This is a genomic window from Halomicronema sp. CCY15110 (genome assembly GCF_016888165.1).
Lineage (GTDB): Bacteria > Cyanobacteriota > Cyanobacteriia > Phormidesmidales > Phormidesmidaceae > Halomicronema.
This window is the reverse complement of sequence record NZ_JACSWC010000299.1, coordinates 34,297-53,392: the sequence shown is the minus strand read 5'-3', so window position 1 is coordinate 53,392 and position 19,096 is coordinate 34,297. Positions and strand designations below refer to the sequence as shown.

The 19,096-nt window shown below is 57.9% G+C and carries 15 protein-coding genes; 9 read left to right on the top strand and 6 right to left on the bottom strand.

Annotation, left to right across the window (positions count from 1 at the left end):
* Positions 1-22 precede the first annotated feature (22 nt).
* A complete protein-coding gene (locus tag JUK32_RS12965; protein ID WP_204139277.1) occupies positions 23-799 on the bottom strand; it encodes a hypothetical protein in 777 nt (258 codons plus the stop codon).
* Between the two features lie 294 nt (positions 800-1,093).
* Between JUK32_RS12965 and JUK32_RS12960 the strand changes: the two genes are divergently transcribed.
* Both JUK32_RS12960 and JUK32_RS12955 read left to right on the top strand, forming a co-directional pair.
* On the top strand, positions 1,094-1,288 hold the full coding sequence (locus tag JUK32_RS12960) for a hypothetical protein (protein WP_204139276.1): 195 nt from the start codon (positions 1,094-1,096) through the stop codon (positions 1,286-1,288).
* Positions 1,289-1,302: 14 nt separating this feature from the next.
* On the top strand, positions 1,303-1,965 hold the full coding sequence (locus JUK32_RS12955) for a chorismate lyase (protein ID WP_204139275.1): 663 nt from the start codon (positions 1,303-1,305) through the stop codon (positions 1,963-1,965).
* Here JUK32_RS12955 and JUK32_RS12950 read toward each other — a convergent pair.
* On the bottom strand, positions 1,934-3,007 hold the full coding sequence (locus JUK32_RS12950) for a hypothetical protein (RefSeq protein ID WP_204139274.1): 1,074 nt from the start codon (positions 3,005-3,007) through the stop codon (positions 1,934-1,936). The two genes, JUK32_RS12955 and JUK32_RS12950, sit on opposite strands and share 32 nt — an antisense overlap.
* 82 nt (positions 3,008-3,089) lie before the next feature.
* Positions 3,090-4,628 (bottom strand): NAD(P)/FAD-dependent oxidoreductase, encoded by a 1,539-nt coding sequence (locus JUK32_RS12945; RefSeq protein WP_239112618.1) that lies wholly within the window; start codon positions 4,626-4,628, stop codon positions 3,090-3,092.
* Between the two features lie 188 nt (positions 4,629-4,816).
* Here JUK32_RS12945 and JUK32_RS12940 point away from each other — a divergent pair, with 188 nt between their 5' ends.
* Both JUK32_RS12940 and JUK32_RS27525 read left to right on the top strand, forming a co-directional pair.
* Positions 4,817-6,103, top strand: coding sequence for an AAA family ATPase (locus JUK32_RS12940; protein ID WP_204139272.1), 1,287 nt, complete (start codon positions 4,817-4,819; stop codon positions 6,101-6,103).
* A gap of 58 nt (positions 6,104-6,161) precedes the next feature.
* Positions 6,162-8,906 carry an ATP-binding protein gene (locus JUK32_RS27525; protein ID WP_239112617.1) on the top strand — a complete coding sequence of 915 codons (2,745 nt, stop codon included), beginning with the start codon at positions 6,162-6,164 and terminating at the stop codon, positions 8,904-8,906.
* A gap of 86 nt (positions 8,907-8,992) precedes the next feature.
* On the opposite strand, the gene JUK32_RS12930 is transcribed toward JUK32_RS27525, so the two are convergent.
* A complete protein-coding gene (locus JUK32_RS12930) occupies positions 8,993-10,534 on the bottom strand; it encodes a multicopper oxidase family protein (protein WP_204139271.1) in 1,542 nt (513 codons plus the stop codon).
* Between the two features lie 153 nt (positions 10,535-10,687).
* Here JUK32_RS12930 and JUK32_RS12925 point away from each other — a divergent pair, with 153 nt between their 5' ends.
* From JUK32_RS12925 to JUK32_RS27520, 3 genes are all read left to right on the top strand, one after another.
* Positions 10,688-11,077, top strand: a complete 390-nt coding sequence (locus JUK32_RS12925) for a hypothetical protein (RefSeq protein WP_204139270.1) — start codon at positions 10,688-10,690, stop codon at positions 11,075-11,077.
* A 33-nt stretch (positions 11,078-11,110) separates the two neighbouring features.
* The gene (locus JUK32_RS12920; RefSeq protein WP_204139269.1) at positions 11,111-11,398 is read left to right on the top strand and encodes a PepSY domain-containing protein; all 288 of its coding nucleotides are present in this window, start codon (positions 11,111-11,113) and stop codon (positions 11,396-11,398) included.
* Positions 11,399-11,478: 80 nt separating this feature from the next.
* Positions 11,479-11,961, top strand: coding sequence for a DUF411 domain-containing protein (locus tag JUK32_RS27520; protein WP_239112616.1), 483 nt, complete (start codon positions 11,479-11,481; stop codon positions 11,959-11,961).
* 196 nt (positions 11,962-12,157) lie between these two features.
* On the opposite strand, the gene katG is transcribed toward JUK32_RS27520, so the two are convergent.
* Positions 12,158-14,473, bottom strand: coding sequence for a catalase/peroxidase HPI (katG, locus tag JUK32_RS12910; RefSeq protein WP_204139268.1), 2,316 nt, complete (start codon positions 14,471-14,473; stop codon positions 12,158-12,160).
* A 98-nt stretch (positions 14,474-14,571) separates the two neighbouring features.
* Positions 14,572-15,132, bottom strand: coding sequence for a peroxiredoxin (locus JUK32_RS12905; RefSeq protein WP_204139267.1), 561 nt, complete (start codon positions 15,130-15,132; stop codon positions 14,572-14,574).
* Positions 15,133-15,861: 729 nt separating this feature from the next.
* Here JUK32_RS12905 and JUK32_RS27515 point away from each other — a divergent pair.
* On the top strand, positions 15,862-16,278 hold the full coding sequence (locus tag JUK32_RS27515; RefSeq protein ID WP_204139266.1) for a DUF411 domain-containing protein: 417 nt from the start codon (positions 15,862-15,864) through the stop codon (positions 16,276-16,278).
* Positions 16,279-16,691: 413 nt separating this feature from the next.
* The gene (locus JUK32_RS12895; RefSeq protein WP_204139265.1) at positions 16,692-18,932 is read left to right on the top strand and encodes a Na-K-Cl cotransporter; all 2,241 of its coding nucleotides are present in this window, start codon (positions 16,692-16,694) and stop codon (positions 18,930-18,932) included.
* The last annotated feature ends 164 nt before the right edge of the window (positions 18,933-19,096 follow it).

The following is a 19,096-nucleotide window of genomic DNA, read 5'->3' as shown; positions in this document are numbered from 1 at the left end:
TGGCCAATGATGCCTGGCAGGCTTAGGTCATGAGCAAAGTTTTGAGATCTTGGATGAAATCGGCAGGACGGTTGTCTAAATCGATCGCAGTCAGTAAGTCGTCCGAGGTGTCAATTAGTTTGGCGAGCCGGGGATCTTCAATGGTTCTGCCTTCGACGACTTTGTAGCGTAGCGCTTGCACAATGTCGTCGGCAATGCGTCCGGTACCCGCCACAATCACAATTTCCCGCCCAGCGGCCACACTGGCGTAGGCATCGCTGACGGTCACGGAACCGCCATTGATCAAGATAGTCATGGACTCGTGCTCGCCCGACAAATGGGTGGCAATCTCGGCAATCCAGCGAGATTCATCGCCCCACTGTTCGCCAGGGACCAGCAGGCAGTGCGTATGGTTCGGTTCTAGGGTGGAGGCGTCGGGATGAGTCGCGGGTTGGTCGGGCAAGCTGACCAGCGATCGCGGGGCCACCCCAATCAGCGGAAAAGTCCCGTTAATAGCTGTGCGGGCCTGTCCCATCAGTCGCATGACGCCTGCATCCGTGCCGCCATCCACAACATAGAGCTGCATTTCTTCCGCTAGGGGCGCTAGGACGCGATGAAAGAGCCCGTCTAGCTGGGTCTGCTGGTCATTATCCAAGCCACTGGCACCGCCCACAATGACTAAGGTCAGGTGCGGTTTATCTAACCCCGTCGCGGTCAAAAAATGCGTGACATCTTCGGTGCGATCGATAAACCCAACCTGCACCCCTTGGTGGTCGGTTTTAGTTGCCAGTAATTGATAAGTCTGAACGGGAGATGGCATATATCCAAACTGGATGTATTAGTAACTGAATTTTGTCCGCCCTGACGCCAGTTCTGTTGTGAATTGTCCAAACCAGAAACTGCCGTTAGCAGCGGGATATCACCCTAACCAAGCTTTAAGGTGCCCAATCTGACTGCTGGAAGCACTCACGTGGTTTCAGAATTCAATATTACCCAAAGAAATTCGACCGGATGCATGAATGCATCACATATTGATGGATTGCAACGATTAGGCGGCTGATGGGTGGCTGACTGTGGCCCTATGCTACCGCTGGAGAGAGATCTGACTGAGTCAATGGGCCATCCCAACGGCTGGCAGCGATCGCGCAATGGCATCGTGGCCGCCGCATTCAGTTGCGAACGGCGCACCGTTGGGATTCTCTCGTTTTTGGGGCTTGGCTGGGGCGGGCGGCGGCCCAACCAGGACGAGATTGGGGCGCGGCTGCGGTCCCAGCGGGAAAGCAGGTACTATGATGTGAAAGAAGCTTAACTTTTGTAAACATTTTGACTTCGGTTGTCAGACCCTCCCAAGTGATTTCTGGTTCTTCTACGTGGTTGGCCCTAGACGTTCTCTGGCAGGGCGGCGGCACCGTAGTCAAACGAGGGTTGCCACACGATCAGCTCTCGCCCGCTTGGCAGATTTTGCTGCTGGGGGATGGCTCGCCGACGCGGCACTTGCAGTTGCTCACCCGCGAGCGTACTGAAGTGGATGTGATTGATATGTCGGCGATTGGTATGGAGCCTGACGATGCGCCGCAGATCATTGATGCGGTGCCTGGGCCTCGATTGCGTCGCCAGGTTTGGTTGCGGACTGCCTCGGGCCAGCGGCTCGCCTATGCCACCTCTTGGTGGGAAGCCAGCCATGTGGATGAGTATTTGCAAAATCGATCGCTGCCTATTTGGGCCAGTCTCACCCGCATCCGCGCCGAACTGTACCGCGACATTCGGGGCATTCATTACGGCCATTCACAACCGCTGGAAGTGGCTTTTGGCGAGCGCGGCCCTTTTTGGGGACGGCACTATTTGTTTTGGCACAATGGCAAGCCGTTGACGCTGATTTATGAGGTCTTTTCGCCCTATCTGACGCGCTACCTGGGGCCGACGCGGGCAGAAGTGTTGCCGCCCCACCAGAGCACTAATACTGAACGGGCTGAAGACTCCCGCTAAAGTGCGGTTGGTAAGGGAACGAAACCAGTTGGGGCGGAGACATGGGGGTTGCAGTGGGGGCGGTGTCGGTCTGCGCCAGGGTCAGCTGGGCCTCGCGCCAACGACTCACGACGGGTTGAATGGCTTGCCAGCGATGGGTACGGGAATCGATTTGATAGGCGATCGCGATCGCCGTGTCGCGATTGGTGACCAGGCCAGAATCCCATAACCGCTGGGCTTCATTCCACAATCGGACAGCTTCGCGTTCGGCGGTGATTTGCTGCGCTAGTTGCTGGGGTGAATCTAAGGGGACGGCAGCGTGATCGAGTTGCTGTAGCTGTGATAGAGCCTGGTAAGCGGTCGCCCAGTCCGCCACTGCGAGGGCCGACTGAGCTTGAGTGTTAAGCGCCTGGGCTAATTTCTGTTGTTGAGTTTGTAGCTGGGCTTGCAGTGCCTGGGCGGCCTGAAAGTGCGGGCTCTGCCCAGGCACTTGTGCGACCAGGGCGATCGCCGTGGCCCAATTGTCGTCGGTGGCGGCCTGCTGGGCTTCTTGCAGCGCGGTGTGCGACCAGTCCTCCAATAAGTTTTGCCCTTCGCTAAAGAGGGGATGGCTGACGGGCCAGCGGCTCACCTCGGCCAGGGCCATTTGCTTTGCCTGAGTGTCGCCGTTTGCGATCGCCGTTTGCCAGCAGGTTAATTGGTCACGCGCCAAGTCGAGGCTCGCCCAAGCGTCACAGTCAGGCTCTGTCGGCAACGTCAATAGGTGATCAAAGGCTAGCAGCGTCAGGTTCCCAGCGGCGACGGCCCCAGCTAAGAGGCCGAGAGGCCAACTACTAGACAGGCTCCCGAGCGTTTGGCCCAGCAGCCGCCACATTGAGGCTGACGGTGTGGCGTCCAGATCGCAAGCTGGCTCATCCAGGCTGGCGATGGCCTCAGCATTCAAAGGTTGGGACTGGAGAAAGCGCTGCCACTCCGACAAGTCCACCGGGGCGGTGGCGATCGCCCCGGCGGTGACAGGAATGACAGGAGTGGCAGGCTCCGAAGCAGAGAAAGAAGAGGACATGGTCAAATGCTGAGAACCTTCGACTCATGTTTCGCCCCGTCTGAGCGATCGCCCGGAGAAACTAGCCGCCAGGTCAGACAACTTAACGCAGCCCGATAGTTTCTAGTAGCTTTATTTGGTCGTGGACGGGCACAAGGGTATTGGCGGTGAGCCAACCGCTGGCGGCCACCGCTGGCAGACCAATACCGGGAAAGGTGGAGTCGCCACAACAAAGCAACCCGTCAAGGGGCGTGGTGGGGCCGGGGAAGAGGGCCTTGCCAGCCGCGATCGCGGGGCCATAACTGCCGCGATGTCGTCGCAAAAAGCGCTCGTGGGTGAGGGGCGTGCCGACGAGGGAAACTTCGGCGCGATCGCGAATGTCGGGAATCACCCGCTCCAGCGCCTGCCATATCACTTGGGAGCGGGCCGTCTTGAGCTGGTGGTAGGCGTCGCTGCGGCGATCGAGCCCCTGCCAGAGGTCATAGGGTTCGTTGCCGGGGGTGTAGACGTGGATTGTGTCTTTGCCGGATGGGGCGAGGGTGCGGTCAAGGCGGGAGGGGATGGAGATGAGTACTACGTTTTGCGGTGCGGTGACGCCCAAATCCCAATCGTTGACGACGATGTGGTGACAGGCCAAATCGTCGGGGAGTCCGGCGGCGTCAATGCCCAGGTGCAGATGCATGAAGCTGTCGCAGGGGGGCAGGGCTTGGCGCTGGCGACGGAGCGATCGCGTGGCGGGATGATCCGGCAGCAACTTCAACGTGTCCCAAATGGAGGCGTTGGCAACTACGGCGCGTTTGGCGTGGAGGGTTTCGCCGGATCGCAGGCGCACTCCAGAAGCGCGATCGCCCGTCACCAAAATTTCCTCGACGTGGGCACCAAGGCGCAGGGTGCCGCCATGTTTCTCCAGCCCGCGCACCAGAGCATTCACCAGGGCCGCACTGCCGCCCACGGGATAATCCAGCGCGACACCGGGGCGATACCAGTCGGCAAACATGAAGGCCATCTCGGCGGCGCTGGTGCCGGACGCGGGGAGGCCCGACAGCAAAAAGCACAGCAGATCCAGCCAGTGGCGGAGAAAGCGATCGCTCACCACCCGATCCATCAGGCGGGTAAACGGCCCCGTGAGATCCAACATGCAGGGAGCGTGACGCAGCATCGGCAAGGCGAACGGCGCTACGGTTTGGACGGCTCCCCAGTCGAAGCGCAGCGCTGCTGGAGGCAAGGCGACAGCCGCTTCACCATAGGGCTGCATAAAGGTTTGGAGATTGCGCCACTGGGCGATCGCCTCGCTGCCCCGCAATTTTCCCAGTACCTCGCAAAATTGTTCGGCTCCCACCTGGGTCTCAAAGGTGCCTTCGGGCAGGCAGCAGCCCCAGGTGTCGTAGGTGTGCCATTCGGGGGCTTCGCCAATGGCATCGAACACGTGGCGCAGGGGATTGTGGGAGGGGCTGTAGGACAGGCCGGAATACAGCGATGGCCCGGAGTCAAAGGTGAACCCGTCCCGCTCAAATCCGTGGGCCGCTCCACCGGGGATCGTGTGGCTTTCGCAGACGACGACCTCCAGCCCATACCGTGCCAGCAAGGCCGCGCAGCTCAGGCCCCCGATGCCACTGCCAATGACGACTACGTCTGTATTCATCGATTTCCCATCACCCATTTTTCTCTAGTGTGGCGAAAATTGAGCGAGGCTGTAAAGCAGGGGTGGGAGGCGAGCGATCGCGGGCCAACTTGGGCTAAGGCGGTGTTGATATCGGCCCTCCGTGTCGGAATTCTTTATCCACGGGTTAAAACTGAGGGGAGAGTTGTTGACTTGCACAGCGTGATTCGATGAGCACCAAGCGATTTCGGGTGGCCTTTTCCTTTGCAGGAGAAAAGCGCGACTTTGTCGAACAGGTAGCGGCACTACTGGCCGACTATTTTGGCGAAGCGCAGATTCTCTACGACAAGTATTGCGAGGCGGAATTTGCTCGTTATGACCTGGGCCTCTATTTGCCGCGACTCTACAGCGAACAGTCTGCTCTGATTGTGCCGGTGCTGTGCCCAGACTACGACCAGAAACGCTGGACTGGCTGGGAATGGGTGCAGATCTACGGCTTGCTGACGAAAGCTGACGGCGAACGGGTAATGCCCTGCCGCTTTGACTATGCCACTGCCGATGGGCTCAGCCCTGCCTCTGGCTTCATTGAATTGGATCAGAAAACGCCCGAACAGCTGGCGACCCTTATTCTGGAACGGTTGGCCAGTAACGAGCAGCAGCGAAAGGACTATTACACGCGTCGCGCCAATTTTCTCGGTGAGCTGAATTTAGAGGCGGTCTCAGAAAATGAGGCAACCGATCGCGCCAAGCCCGACAGTCAGCCGTCATTCCCGGCCCTTGCCGACAATCCCGAGGACGCCACCAATCCGTTTTTTCCGCTGCACGGCGGCATTGAACAGCCTGAGCAGTTTTTTGACCGTGAACGGCTGCTCAATACCCTGTTCGAGTTGCTGAACACGAACCATAACGTGGCCCTGATTGGCGAGCATAATTCGGGGAAGTCTTCGCTCCTGCGCGCCCTCATGCGCCAAGCCCCGGAACGGTTAACTGTTGATCGCACTCCTATCTTTCTTGACCTCACCAACGTGTTTACGGAAGCGGAATTCTTTGAAGATCTCTGCACCGCGATCAAGATCGAAACGCTGAATGGCCGCGCCTTAGTGCGCAAGCTGAACCGAGAAAAAGCCAACCATTCCTATTTGCTGTTGCTGGATGAAGTGGAACGCTTTGCCCAAGCAGGATTTACCCGTAATATTCGAGAACAGCTACGTGGCATTGCCGACACCCAAGATGCGCCGCTAAAAATTGTGATCGCAGCCAGAGTGTCTTTAGACATGTTGTTTCCAGACCGAAATCAAGAACTCACCGTTTCCCCCTTCGAAAATATTTGTCAAGAGCAGCCCATTGCCCCTTGGGCACCAGATACCGCCCGTGCCTATATTGCCGTCCGCTTGGCCAACAGCACGATTCAGTTTTCCGAGCGCGAAATTGACCAGCTCATCAACGACGCCAACGGCAATCCCCAAGCCCTCACCCAAGCCTGCCACACTCTCTACAACCAATACCGCCAAACCTAGGCCTTCGCACCCAATCATCTAGCCACCCAACTACCCTGCTACCCAGCCACTCCCCACCATGCCTCGCCCCACCGCAGTCCCGCGACTCGACCTCGCCCCCAAACTCAAGCGCCCCCTCTCCTTATGGAACCCGCTGGACTATCTACGGTTGCTGTACTGGGTGTTCTACTTTCCGCAGGCGTTGCGGTGGTATGTCAATACCTTTGGCAGGGGCTATATTCCAAACAAAGAAATGAACTGGCGCAAGGGCTGGGAAATTCTTCGCCACAACCCAGTGCAACGACAACTGCTGCTGCATGGGCTATTACTTACGGTGGTGACACCTTTGAGCGTGGTGATCGGTCTTGAGCAGCTCCGCATCCCCATCAATTGGGGAATCATGGCGTTCTGCGTATTTTTTGGTGTGGCGTTCGCTGTGACGGGCGGCGTGGTGGGCGGCGTGATGGGAAACGTGGCGTTCGGCGTTGCAGGCGGCGTAGCGTTCGGCGTAGTAGGTGGCGTGACGTTTGGCGTGGCGGGCGGCGTGGTAGGAAGCGTGTCAGGATTCGTGGCGGAAGGCGTGGCGGGAGTGGTGGCGGGAGTGGTGGCGGGAGTGATGACGGTCGGCGTGTTTGCAGGCGCGGTGGGAGGTGTGACAGGTGGCGTGGCGTTAAGCGTGGCGGGCAGCGTAGCGACAGGCGTAGTACTTGGCGTGACGTTTGGCGTGGCGGGCGGCGCGTTTTTCGGCGTGTTTTTCGGCGTGGCAAGCGGCGCGTTTTTCGGCGTGGCGGTCAGCGTGTTTTTCAGCGTAGCGGTCAGCGTGATAATCATGCGTCCTGATGCCTGGCTGCTCAGGTCGATTGGGTTTCTTATGGGTTCATCTAACCATCGCTTAGGCCTGGGCAAAATTACGCTCTTAGCGCTACCAGGCATTTCTAAGCAATTAACCTATGGCTTGCAAAACGATTGGGCTATTGGTCTCCATAATATGAATACCCTCCTAGCTTACTCATATCAATTCTTTCCTGTAATTAAGACCCTGAATCGTGTGTTAGCGTGCTTACCCTCAGACCAACTCATCTACCGGGTTTCCCAAGTCGCAGCAGTTCCGTTCGATTGGCAGATGCTGTATTTTGCTTCTGCATCTTTAGACAACGCCCTCAAAGCAAAATTTCTAGAAAACCTATTCGTCCTCCCGTTTCGCAAGTGGTGGCTGGCTCGGATCAATACTCATTTGCACTTCGATCGCCCAGCGCGTGCAGCCCCGGCTGGCTTTTGGCTTTTACATAAAGGGGAGCCAGCAGCGGCCAGCCAAGCCTTTCAAGTTGTGCGAGAGCTGCTGTATGGCCAGGAAATGTTTGCCTTGGCAAGCAACTTAGCACTTTTTCAGGAGGCTGAAACCGCTTCCGCCATCGCTACGATTGAAGTCGCTGACTTTCCTGAAGCTCCCTTGCTACGTCCAGTGACGTGGCAGGCTATGCAGCGGTTTTGCCATGTCATCTCCGACACCAAAACGGTGGTGGGCAGCGTCTCCCGCACATCTAAAGCCTTTGCGTCTAACCGGGCATTAGGAGAACTCAAGCACATTCTCGATCACTCAGACGAGTTGCCCGAGGCGGAGCGGCAACTAATTGAGGACATTGCCACCCAGTGGCGTAATGCCCTGCTGGACGTGGCCACCGCCGTAGGTGAGCAAACGATTACTTCCCCGATCCAAAATCCCTACGTCATTGGTGATTCGGTGGAGGGCGACCTGTTTGTGGGGCGTGAGGATGTGCTGCGCCAGTTGGAAGAGCTGTGGCTGATGGGGCAGCAAATGCAGTCGGTGGTGCTGTATGGCCATCGTCGCATGGGCAAGACCTCCATCCTGCGCAACGCGGCGAAGACGGTGGGGGCCGGGTTGCGGCTGGTGTATGTGAACATGCTGCGGTCGGCCAGTGCCGAGTCCATCAGCGATGTGCTGCTGGCGATCACCGATGAGCTGGCAGCGGTGATGAATGCGCCGCCGCCCAGTGACGACGCTATGATGGCGAATCCAACACGGACGTGCGATCGCTACCTCAAGCGCATTCTCGACCGCCTCAACGAGGATGAAACTCTGATTATTGCGATCGATGAGTTCGAAAAAATTGAAGAACTGATTGATACGGGCAAGCTGGCTCCCGACTTCATCGGCTACCTGCGGGGGCTGGTGCAGATGAGCCCCAAACTGGGCTTTGCCTTCGCGGGTCTCCACACCTTGGAAGAGATGACCCAGGACTATTTCAATCCCTTCTTCGCCAGCGTCATCCCTATTAAAGTGGGTTTCCTCAAACCGGGGGCGGTCAACCAACTGCTGGCCAACCCTGCGGGCGAGTTTTTGCTCGACTATGATCGCGCTGCTCTGGATCGCATTTATCAACTCACCAGCGGCCAACCCTACCTGACCCAGCTTGTCGGCTTCCAACTCGTCCGCCGCTACAACGATGCGGTCTTTGAGCAGGGGCATGAACGAGAGCCTGTCTTCACCGTCAGTGACGTAGATATCGTCACCACCGCCCCGGAGTTCTTCCAGCGGGGGCGCTACTACTTCACCGGCGTCTGGGATCAGGCTGGCCGCGACGTGCCCGAGCAGCGTCCCGTGCTGACAGCCCTTGCGCCTCACCCTGATGGCCTCAGTCTAGAAGCTTTGGCCCAGGCCGCAGCCCTCAAGCAGCCCGCCCTCACAGCGGCCCTCACTCGCCTTGATCGCCATGATGTCGTTACGGTCGAGCATGATCACGCCCGCATCCGCGTTGAGCTCTTTCGCCGCTGGCTGCTGCAACAGCTAGATGAGCCATGCTAGTCCGGCCTTAATTGCCGCATCAGGCTTGCATAGGTGCAGCCGCCAAGAACCCGTAACCGTGCGATTGACGGGTGCTGCGGCCTTTCTTACGCTTGAATCTGTAGCGTCCCCATCATGCCGCGATCTTCATGGTCGAGGATGTGGCAGTGGTAAACGGTGTTGCCGGGATAATTGCGAAAAGCCATGCGAATGCGAGCCGTTTCACCGGGGGCGACATTCACAATATCTCTCCACGCTCGGTAGGGCTCGGGCTCACCGTTGCGAGTGATGATTTGGAACTTGTTGGTGTGAACGTGGAAGGGATGGGCCATCATGCCGGTATTGATGATTTCCCACTCTTCTACGGTATTCAGCGCTACCTGAGTATCAATGCGATCGTGGGCAAAGGGCTGACCGTTAATCAAAAACGTCATGCCGCCGCCCATGCCCATGCCGCCGCCCATGCCGTGATTCAGGGTGAACTGGCGCACTTGCTGCGGTTCCGGCAGGGGATCTACGGCAATGAGCTGACTGGGCAATGGGGTGTCCTGGCGATCGCCCTCATAAACTACCGTCGCAATGGCTTCGAGCCCTGCCTCGCGCCGACCAGGCGGGTTCGCGTTCCCTGGCGTCTCGGGGCCACCCATCATACCGGGGCCGCGCCCCATCCCGCCCATCATGCCGGGACCACGCCCCAGGCCGCCCATCATGCCTTGCGCCGGATTAAACGCTCGATTCAGCAGGCGATAGGCACCCGGAGATTGATCGCCCCGCACCAACACCTCCGCCCGCTCGCCCGGAGCCAGCACTAACTCCGCTAGTTCAACCGGGGCCGCGATCGCCCCCCCATCCGTGGCGATGAGATGCAGCGGATGGTCTTCTAACGACAGGGCAAAAAAGCGCGATGACGATGCATTCAAGAAGCGCAGGCGTAACAAGCCACCGGGGGCGATCTCTACCTGGGGATTGAACTGCCCATTCACCGTGAGCAAATCGCCCACACGGCCCGTCATTTGGGCCATGTGACCCGGATCAGGAATCGCGCCGTTCCCTGTCAGCGCAAAATCCTTGAGCACCATAAAGGCTTCTTGGGCGGCCTGAATTTCGGGAATCTCGTCCAGCGTCCCGCGCACGACAAACAAGCCCGCGAGGCCGCCAAACAACTGCTCCGCCACTAGCCCATGTAAATGGGGGTGATACCAAAAGGTACCCGCAGGGTGATCAGTGGGAATCTGAAATTCGTACTGGTGACGTTCGCCTGGCGGAATTTTGAGAAAGACGTTGTCGCCAGTGCCAGTAGGGGGAATGTGGAGCCCGTGGTAGTGCAGATTGGTCGGCTGAGCCAATTGATTGTCAAATTGCAGGCGCACGGTATCGCCCGGTCGGGCTTCTAGCCGAGGGCCGGGGATTTGGCCGTTGTAGGTCAGCAGGGACGCGGGGCGATCGCCCAGTTGCACCGACTGCGGACGGGCCTGCAACGTCGCTTCCAACAGTCCGCCTTGACTTTGATACACCGGGGGCGTGGCATCCATCGCGTTGCCGGCATTGCCCGTGTTGAGCTGCCCTAACCAGGGGCGCTGAGCACACCGGGGGGCGATCGCGGCACTGGCTCCAACCAAACCCCACTTTAAAAATCGTCGGCGTTGCATATCTGATCCGCTCAACTTGCGTTCTGTGCCGAAGTAGACAATCTAGACTGATTCACAGCGAGCTTACCGATGCCCACTTGCTTAGTCTAGATACTCCAGTCGGATGGAGGGTCTATAGTATGGGCGAAGTCAGGCAAATTGCGAGGAGTCATCTTGCGTTGGAAATCGCACTTGACGCTGGGGGCCGCTGGACTGCTGACCGTGTTGATCACGCAATGGGCAGTGGCCCATACCGGGCATCCCCACGGGGAGACCGCGACAACTCCGACCGCTCCAGAGACGACAACCCATGCGCGACCTAGTCATTCTGCTGCCCTCGCTCAAGAGATGCAGCATCCCTTTGGGGGGGTGGTTGCGCCAGCCGTGCAACTTGCCGAACAGGTTGAATTTACGGCGGTGGCTGCTATCGAAAGCGGTGGTCTCGTCGCTCAACTCGCCTCGCCAGCCGGGCTCGGTGGTTTAGGCGAGACGACTCTGTTGTTGGTGATCGGCGCACCGATGTTGCTATATGTCGCCCGCGATCGCTGTCAAAAGTCGGCCTGATGCGTCTACTGCGTTACTGTGAGGATTGCCAGAATGAATCGCCTGCAAGTGCGTCAACTGCACCGTTGGCTAGCCCCGATCATGATGATGCCGCTGCTCTTGACTTTGACCACGGGGATGCTGTTTCAGACGGCGATCTCGTTGGGTAAGGGGAGCGATTTTGTGTGGCTGCTGGCGCTGCATCGCGGCAAATTTGGCAGTATCAATTTAGAACTGGTCTATCCCTTTTTCAACGGACTGGGACTGCTGGCGTTAGTCGTGACGGGCATTTTCATGTGGTGGCAGGGGCCGCGATCGCGGCGGCGGGCCGCTCGCTTATAACCATTAGCGGGTCAAATGCATTCGCGTCATTTTTCGATTCCGGTCTGCAACATGACATTATTGGAGCGTAATCAAGCACGATGAAAAATCCTTTGGCATCCATCAAGTTTTGGTTTTTAAGTGCGATCGTCGCGGGTTTGGTGGTGAGCGCTTGCAGTGCCATCGGGGTCGGCGGACAGAGTGCGATCGCCGCCGAACTCACCGTGTTTCGGAGTCCGACCTGTGGGTGCTGCGGTTTATGGATCGACCACATGGAGCAGGCTGGTTTTACGGTGCGCGATGAAGTCACGGAAGACATGGCAACCGTCAAACAGGAATATGGCCTGCCGCAAAATCTGGCCTCTTGCCACACCACTATTGCTGATGGCTATGTCATCGAGGGACACATTCCCGCTGCCGATGTGCAGCGTCTGCTAACTGAAAAGCCTGACATTGCGGGGATTGCCGTGCCGGGGATGCCCATTGGCTCACCGGGCATGGAGTCTGGCAATTACGTTGAGCCTTACACGGTGTTTTCCTTTACGGACGCTGGCGAAACAGCGGCTTTTGCGGAGCATTCCTAAAGCGCCTTCGATCCCCTCGTTCACCGTTCTGTACGGGGCGGCGGCTCCCTCCTGCCACAAGGTTTCACGTGCTTTGGAAGCAAACCGCATTGCCGACTCAACACACCCTCTGACAAACGATGCCGCCTCAATCAATCATTGTGTGATCGATTGAGGCGGCCTTGAGTCACCGCTGCCGACGGTGGCGACCAGACGATTAATCGAGATCAAAGCGATCGAGGTTCATCACTTTATCCCACGCCGCCACAAAGTCATGCACGAACTTCTCTGAAGCATCGGCACAGCCATAGACTTCCGCCAGCGCCCGGAGTTGCGAGTTAGACCCAAAGATCAGGTCAACTCGGGTGCCGGTCCACTTGAGTTCGCCAGACTGGCGATCGCGGCCCTCAAACACCTGCTCCGCCTCTGAAACCGCCTGCCAAGTCGTGCCGAAATCAAGCAGATTCACGAAAAAGTCATTGGTCAGGGTCTCTGTCCGCTGGGTAAACACACCGTGTTTGGCCCCGCCATAATTGGCCCCTAAAACCCGCAGCCCCCCGACCAGAACGGTCATTTCCGGCGCACTGAGCGCCATCAACTGCGCTCGATCCACCAGCAATTCCTCGGCTGATACAGCAGATTCTCCTTTGAGGTAGTTGCGGAAGCCATCGGCTTTGGGTTCCAAGTAGGCGAAAGACTCGGCATCCGTTTGCTCCTGGGAGGCATCCGTGCGGCCCGGCGTGAAGGGTACCGTCACCTCATGCCCCGCGTTCTTGGCCGCTTGTTCGACCCCGGCGCAGCCCGCCAGCACAATCAAGTCGGCGATAGACACCTGCTTGCCACCCGCCTGGGTGCGGTTGAACTCGGTTTGAATGCCTGCCAACGTTTGGAGCACCTGGGCCAGTTGCGCTGGCTGGTTCACCTCCCAATCCTTCTGCGGTGCCAGCCGAATCCGCGCGCCATTGGCCCCCCCCCGCTTATCAGAATCGCGGTAGGTGGCAGCAGAGGCCCAAGCCGTTCCGACCAGTTGAGCCACCGACAATCCAGTCGCGAGGATTTTGCCCTTGAGCGCCGTGATGTCTTGATCATTAATCAGGTCATGATCGATCGCTGGAATGGGATCTTGCCACAGGAAATCTTCGGTCGGCACCTCCGGGCCAAGGTAGCGCGATCGCGGTCCCATATCGCGGTGGGTCAGCTTGAACCAGGCTTTGGCAAACGCCTCGGCAAACTCATCGGGATTTTCGTGGTAGCGCCGGGCAATCGGCTCATAGATGGAGTCCATCTTCATCGCCATGTCCGCCGTGGTCATGATCGGGGCATGTCGCTGGGAGGGATCAAAGGCATCGGGTACCAGGTCAGCCGCCGCCTTGTCCTTGGGTTCCCACTGCCATGCCCCGGCGGGACTTTTCACCCGCTCCCAATCGTATTTGAACAAGGTTTCGAGATAGCTGTTGTCCCACTGGGTTGGGGTGGGCGTCCAAGCCCCTTCAATCCCACTGGTGATGGCATCCACACCGATTCCAGACTTAAAGGTACTCTTCCAACCCAGGCCCTGCGCCACAATGCTGGCCCCCTCCGGCTCCGCCCCCACGTGGGCCGCGTCGCCCGCGCCATGACATTTGCCAAAGGTATGTCCCCCGGCGGTGAGCGCCACGGTTTCTGCGTCGTTCATCGCCATGCGGCCAAAAGTTTCCCGGATGTCGCGCCCAGAGCCGACCGGATCCGGCTCACCGTCCGGCCCTTCCGGATTCACATAAATTAAGCCCATGCGCACCGCCGCGAGGGGATCTTCCAGCACGCGATCGCCGCTATAGCGCTTGCCACTGTAGTCGGCCTCCCCATGCCAGGTGGTCTCAGACCCCCAGTAAATATCGGCCTCGGGCTCCCAAACGTCTTCTCGTCCGCCCGCGAAACCCAGGGTTTTGAAGCCCATCGACTCCAGCGCACAGTTGCCCGCAAAAATCATCAGGTCAGCCCAGGAAATTTTCTGGCCATATTTTTGCTTGATCGGCCACAGCAGCATCCGGGCTTTATCAAGATTGGCATTGTCCGGCCAACTATTAAGCGGGGCAAACCGCTGATTACCGGTGCCTGCGCCGCCCCGACCGTCGCCGATGCGGTACGTCCCGGCACTGTGCCACGCCATGCGAATGAAGAGGGGGCCATAGTGGCCGTAGTCGGCAGGCCACCAGTCCTGAGAGGTCGTCATCAGTTCAAAAATGTCCGCCCGCAATGCGGCGAGGTCGAGGGACTCGAACGCCGCTGCATAGTCGAATGCTGCCCCCATGGGATTGGCCTGGGGGGAATGCTGATGCAGGATGCTCAGGTTCAACTGATTCGGCCACCAGTCCTGGTTTGAGGTGCCGCCCCCAGCGGCGAAGGCTGATGGGCTCCCGATGAAGGGGCAACCGCTGGCCGCACTGTGGCTACCAGGCACAGAGGTCGATGCCGTCGATTGGAAGACACTCTGACTCACCTCGTCTGGGCGACTGGACCCCAGGGCCGACGTCACGGCTCGCCAGATTTCCATTAGCTTCCCGCTCATGGGGAACGGGCATTTCATTTCGCTACTTGTCATCACTATCTTTCCTATTGTGTGTTGCTTCGTTTGCCGCTCGGCACTGCTGTTTAGGCAGAGAGCAGCGATCGCCATATCTGCATCAGCACAGACATCTGTTCAGGTTTCTCCGCTGCCGGATTGATGTAGTGCAGCATCGTCTCGGCATTAGAAACCACCGGCATGGCCTCAAGGGACTCTCGTTCGACAAAGATTTTGATCATCACGCCGTCATTCACCAACATGGAATAGCGCCGGGAGCGCTGCCCCATTCCCTGATCAGAGAGGTTTACCATCATCCCCATGGCGCGGGTAAAGTCCCCCTTGACGTCGGCGATAAAGCGCACCTGATCGGCTCCCTCTTCTTGCGCCCAAGCCGCCAACGAAAACGGATCATTGACCGAAATACAAACAATGTCATCCACGCCGTGGGCGCGTAGCGTCGCCGCATATTCGTTGTATTCCAGCAGTTGAATGGGGGAATAAGGGCATGTAAAGGCCCCTGGTACGGCAAACACCACCACAGTTTTATGAGCAAACAGATCTGCGGTTGCTAGATCGTGCCAGCCCTCCTCTCCAGGGATCCGAAAGGTCACCTGAGGAACGCGATCGCCCTCCCGATTACATAGCATTGAACTAACTCCTTAGGCATTCATTCAGTTGGGTACGCATTCAGCGCTAGGTAGACTGTTCCTCACCGGAGCTAAGGCACCCAAATTCCTCTACATCAAGTCATACTGGTTACAAGTTTGCATGTCGTTAGCGTAATCAATTGCCATACCCCGTGTGTTCTGGAACTTTCAAAACAACACAACTATTTCGCGAAACTTAATATCTCTAAAAAAGCCGCCCATCTTTCTTTCTTAGCCAGAAAATTCAGGTTTTACGACTCTCAATTCTGCATTTTTTTTGCCATCACCAATAATCATGTGGCACTACGGACTGTCTTTATTGAACAGTTCAATATCGTCAGCAAAAGGGCGATCGACCCTAGCCGGTTGAGTAAAGCCGGGCGCGGTAATGGAATGCATTGGAAGATATCTCAGTTTCGGATGCGTCTATTTGCCACTATTGCCTCACCCTATATTCCTCTCTCAAGTCTGAAAATAGGGGGGGACTGCAAGCTCTACTGAGTATTTCTAAATTCGCCTGAAAGGGAGTATTTCGAACCAACAGGGAGGGCTTCGAACCGAGGCGATCGTAGCCTTCTGAAAAAGGGCGATCGCCTCGGTTCTACGACTCGTCCGCGTCATTTTCTGATCTTGCTTGGCAAGATTACACAATTTGAGCGCAGCACCATCAAAAATCCTTGAGTACCCATCAAGTTCTGGTTCTTCAGTGCGATCGTCGCGGGCTGGGAGGTGGACGCTTACACCACCATTGGGAGCGGTGGACCGAGGGCGATCGCTGCCGAACTCACGGTGTTTCGGAGGCCGATCTGTGGGTGCTGCCGTCTGTGGATGGGGCACCTGGAGCAAGCCGGATTGACAGTGCGCGACGAAGTGACGGAAGACATGGCCGCGCTCAAGCAGGAATCTGGGCTGCCGCAAAATCTGACCGCTGGCCATACCAGCTTTGCCGATGGCGATGTCATTGAGGGACACATTTCTGCCGCCGATGTGCCGCGCCGGCTGACTGAGAAGCCTGACATTGCGGGGATGCCGTGCCGGGTATGCATCGGTTCACCGGGCATGGAGTCTGGGCCTGATGTCGAGCCCGACACGGTATTTTCCTTGGCTGACTCTGGCGAGCCTGGGGCCTTGGTCGAGCACTCCTAACCCGAAACATCGTCCTGCTCAAAAATTTGCCTGCTGGTAGTGGCAAGACCAAACCGGGTACACTCGGCTGATTTCTCGTCACGCTGAGTCAATCACTCAGGCGGTGAGGAACCTGTCCTGCTGCTAGCTGCTTTGAGCATCTTCAAGCGATGATCATCTGTCGTAATTTTCAGCTCCACCGGCTTTTACAATGAATGCCTGTAATATGAACGCGATCGCCCCCAACCGTTGGGGCGGCTCAACCGTTTGCCAAAACTGGCAAATGCGTCATCTTGGGGTGTGTGTGACAACACCACCTGAGGTTTCGCAAGAGACTGGTGACCGCGCAGCGATCGCGAGTTCGGCTGGTCTATGCGGCAGTCACCGTCCAGGTCAGGGTTAGAACGCTTTTTCTTTTTTTGTCGTGCACTTTTATGTCTCAACACAGCTCTGATTCGAGCCAGTTTGCAACGAAGTCTCAAACTGCGGATGAGGCAACGGGCCTGAGCGCCTTTGGTGGTGTGTTCACGCCCTCGATTCTGACCATTTTGGGGGTGATCATGTACCTCCGATTTGGTTGGGTGTTGGGACATATGGGCTTGTTCAATACGCTACTGATTGTCACCATTTCCACCAGCATTACCTTCTTGACGGGGCTGTCGATTTCGGCGATCGCCACTGACCAAGTGGTGCGCGCGGGCGGGGCCTACTACATGATCAGTCGCTCCCTCGGCATCGAAACGGGGGGCGCGGTGGGCATTCCCCTCTTTTTTGCCCAAGCGTTATCGGTGGCGCTGTATACCTTGGGCTTTGCTGAGAGTGTGGTGCGCATTTTTCCGACCCTGAATCTGACCCTGGTGGCCTTGATTGTGACGGTACTGGTGACGGTGCTGGCCTTGCAGTCCGCCGAGATTGCCATTAAAGCGCAGTACTTCATCATGGCGGCGATCGCCCTCTCGTTGATTTGCCTGGTTTTTGGCCATCCGACGGAGCCCACCGCCGCTGCCGACTCAGTCGAGGTCGGCTCGGTGGGCTTTTGGGAGGTGCTGGCGGTTTTCTTCCCGGCGGTGACGGGCATCATGTCCGGCGTCAATATGTCCGGCGATTTGAAGAATCCGTCGAAGGCGATTCCCGTGGGGACGCTCGCGGCGATCGGGGTGGGCTATGTCATTTACATGCTCATCCCCCTGACGCTGTATTTTCGGGCCGATCCGGCGTCGCTGATCGCCGATCCGCTGATTATGCGCCGCATTGCCCTGTGGGGCGACTCAATTTTGCTGGGGGTCTGGGGAGCGACGCTGTCGAGTGCGATCGGCAGCATCCTCGGTGCGCCTCGCGTGTTGCAAGCTTTGGCGCGGGATGGCGTGATCCCCAAATCCATGCGGTGGCTCGGCAAAGGCGAAGGCCCCAATGATGAGCCCCGCCTGGGCACATTGTTTACCCTTGGCATTGCCTTGGCTGCCGTCACCATTGGCGATCTCAATTTAATCGCCCCGGTACTGACCATGTTCTTCCTCACGACTTACATGGTGCTCAATGTCTCGGCGGGCATTGAGGGGTTTCTGCGTAGCCCCTCGTTCCGTCCCACCTTTAAAGTGCCCTGGATGCTTTCGCTGCTGGGGGCCGTCGGCTGCATCAGCATCATGTTTTTGATTAACGCCGTAGCGACCGTGGTAGCGGCGGCGATCGTGCTGGGCATTTATCTCTGGCTCGAACGGCGAGAAATTGAAGGGACCTGGGGTGATGTGCGCCAGGGCGCGTGGATGACCCTGATTCGCACCGGTCTGTTTCGCATCAAGGGGCCGCTGGATTCGAAAAACTGGCGACCGCATTTGCTTGTCTTTTCCGGTGCGCCGACCAAGCGCTGGCATTTGCTCGATATGGCTGATGCCCTGACCCACAAACGGGGCTTGTTCACCGTGGCGAGTGTATTGCCCGAGGGCAGCCGGGACGTGGGCCGCCAAGAAAAATTGGAAGCTACGTTACAGGACTATCTCGAAAAGCGCGGGATTCAGGCGTTCGTGCGGCTGGTGACGGCTCCCGATCCCTTTCAGGGAATGAAGCAGTTGATTGAGGCCTATGGCATCGGGCCGCTGTTGCCCAACACGATTTTGCTGGGGGATACCGAAAATCCCGAGGGGCGCGATCGCTTCAGCGAACTGGTGGCCCAATGTCACCAAGCCCGGCGCAACGTGGCGATTTTGCGGAGCAGTCCCGAACAGTTCACCCTGGTGCAGCGCCGCCCCGCCCGGTTTCGCCGCATCGACGTGTGGTGGGGCGGCTTGCAATCCAATGGGGGGCTGATGCTGATCTTGGCCTACCTGCTGCGGACGAGCTGGGCCTGGCGCAATGCCGAAATTTGTCTCAAGCTGGTGGTGCCCGATGCCGCTGCTGCCGAATCCGCCGAAAAGAATTTGCAGGGATTGACGGAAAGCCTGCGGATTGGAGCAGTTTCCCAGGTGATTGTGTCAGAAGGGCGATCGTTCGACGAAATTTTGCTGATTTCCTCGCAGACAGCGGATCTGGTGCTGCTGGGGCTGGCAACGCCAAACGCCGTCGAAAGTTTCACCGACTACTATGCGCAGTTGCAGCAACGCATTACGCCTTTGGCCAACACATTATTGGTGATGGCCTCGGAAGAACTCGACTTTTCGGACGTGTTGCAAAAGGAATAAGTGAGGGTGTCCCCCAACGATGAAAACAGACGCGGTGGGATGCGACTGACGGGACGGTTCCCTGTTAGATGACCGTAGTTTTTGAGAGCCGCCTGAGGTCACTCGACCAAGCTCTAGCTTTCCTTTGGCGCACTCAGGCGGCCAGTGTTAGCGGAATGAAGGTG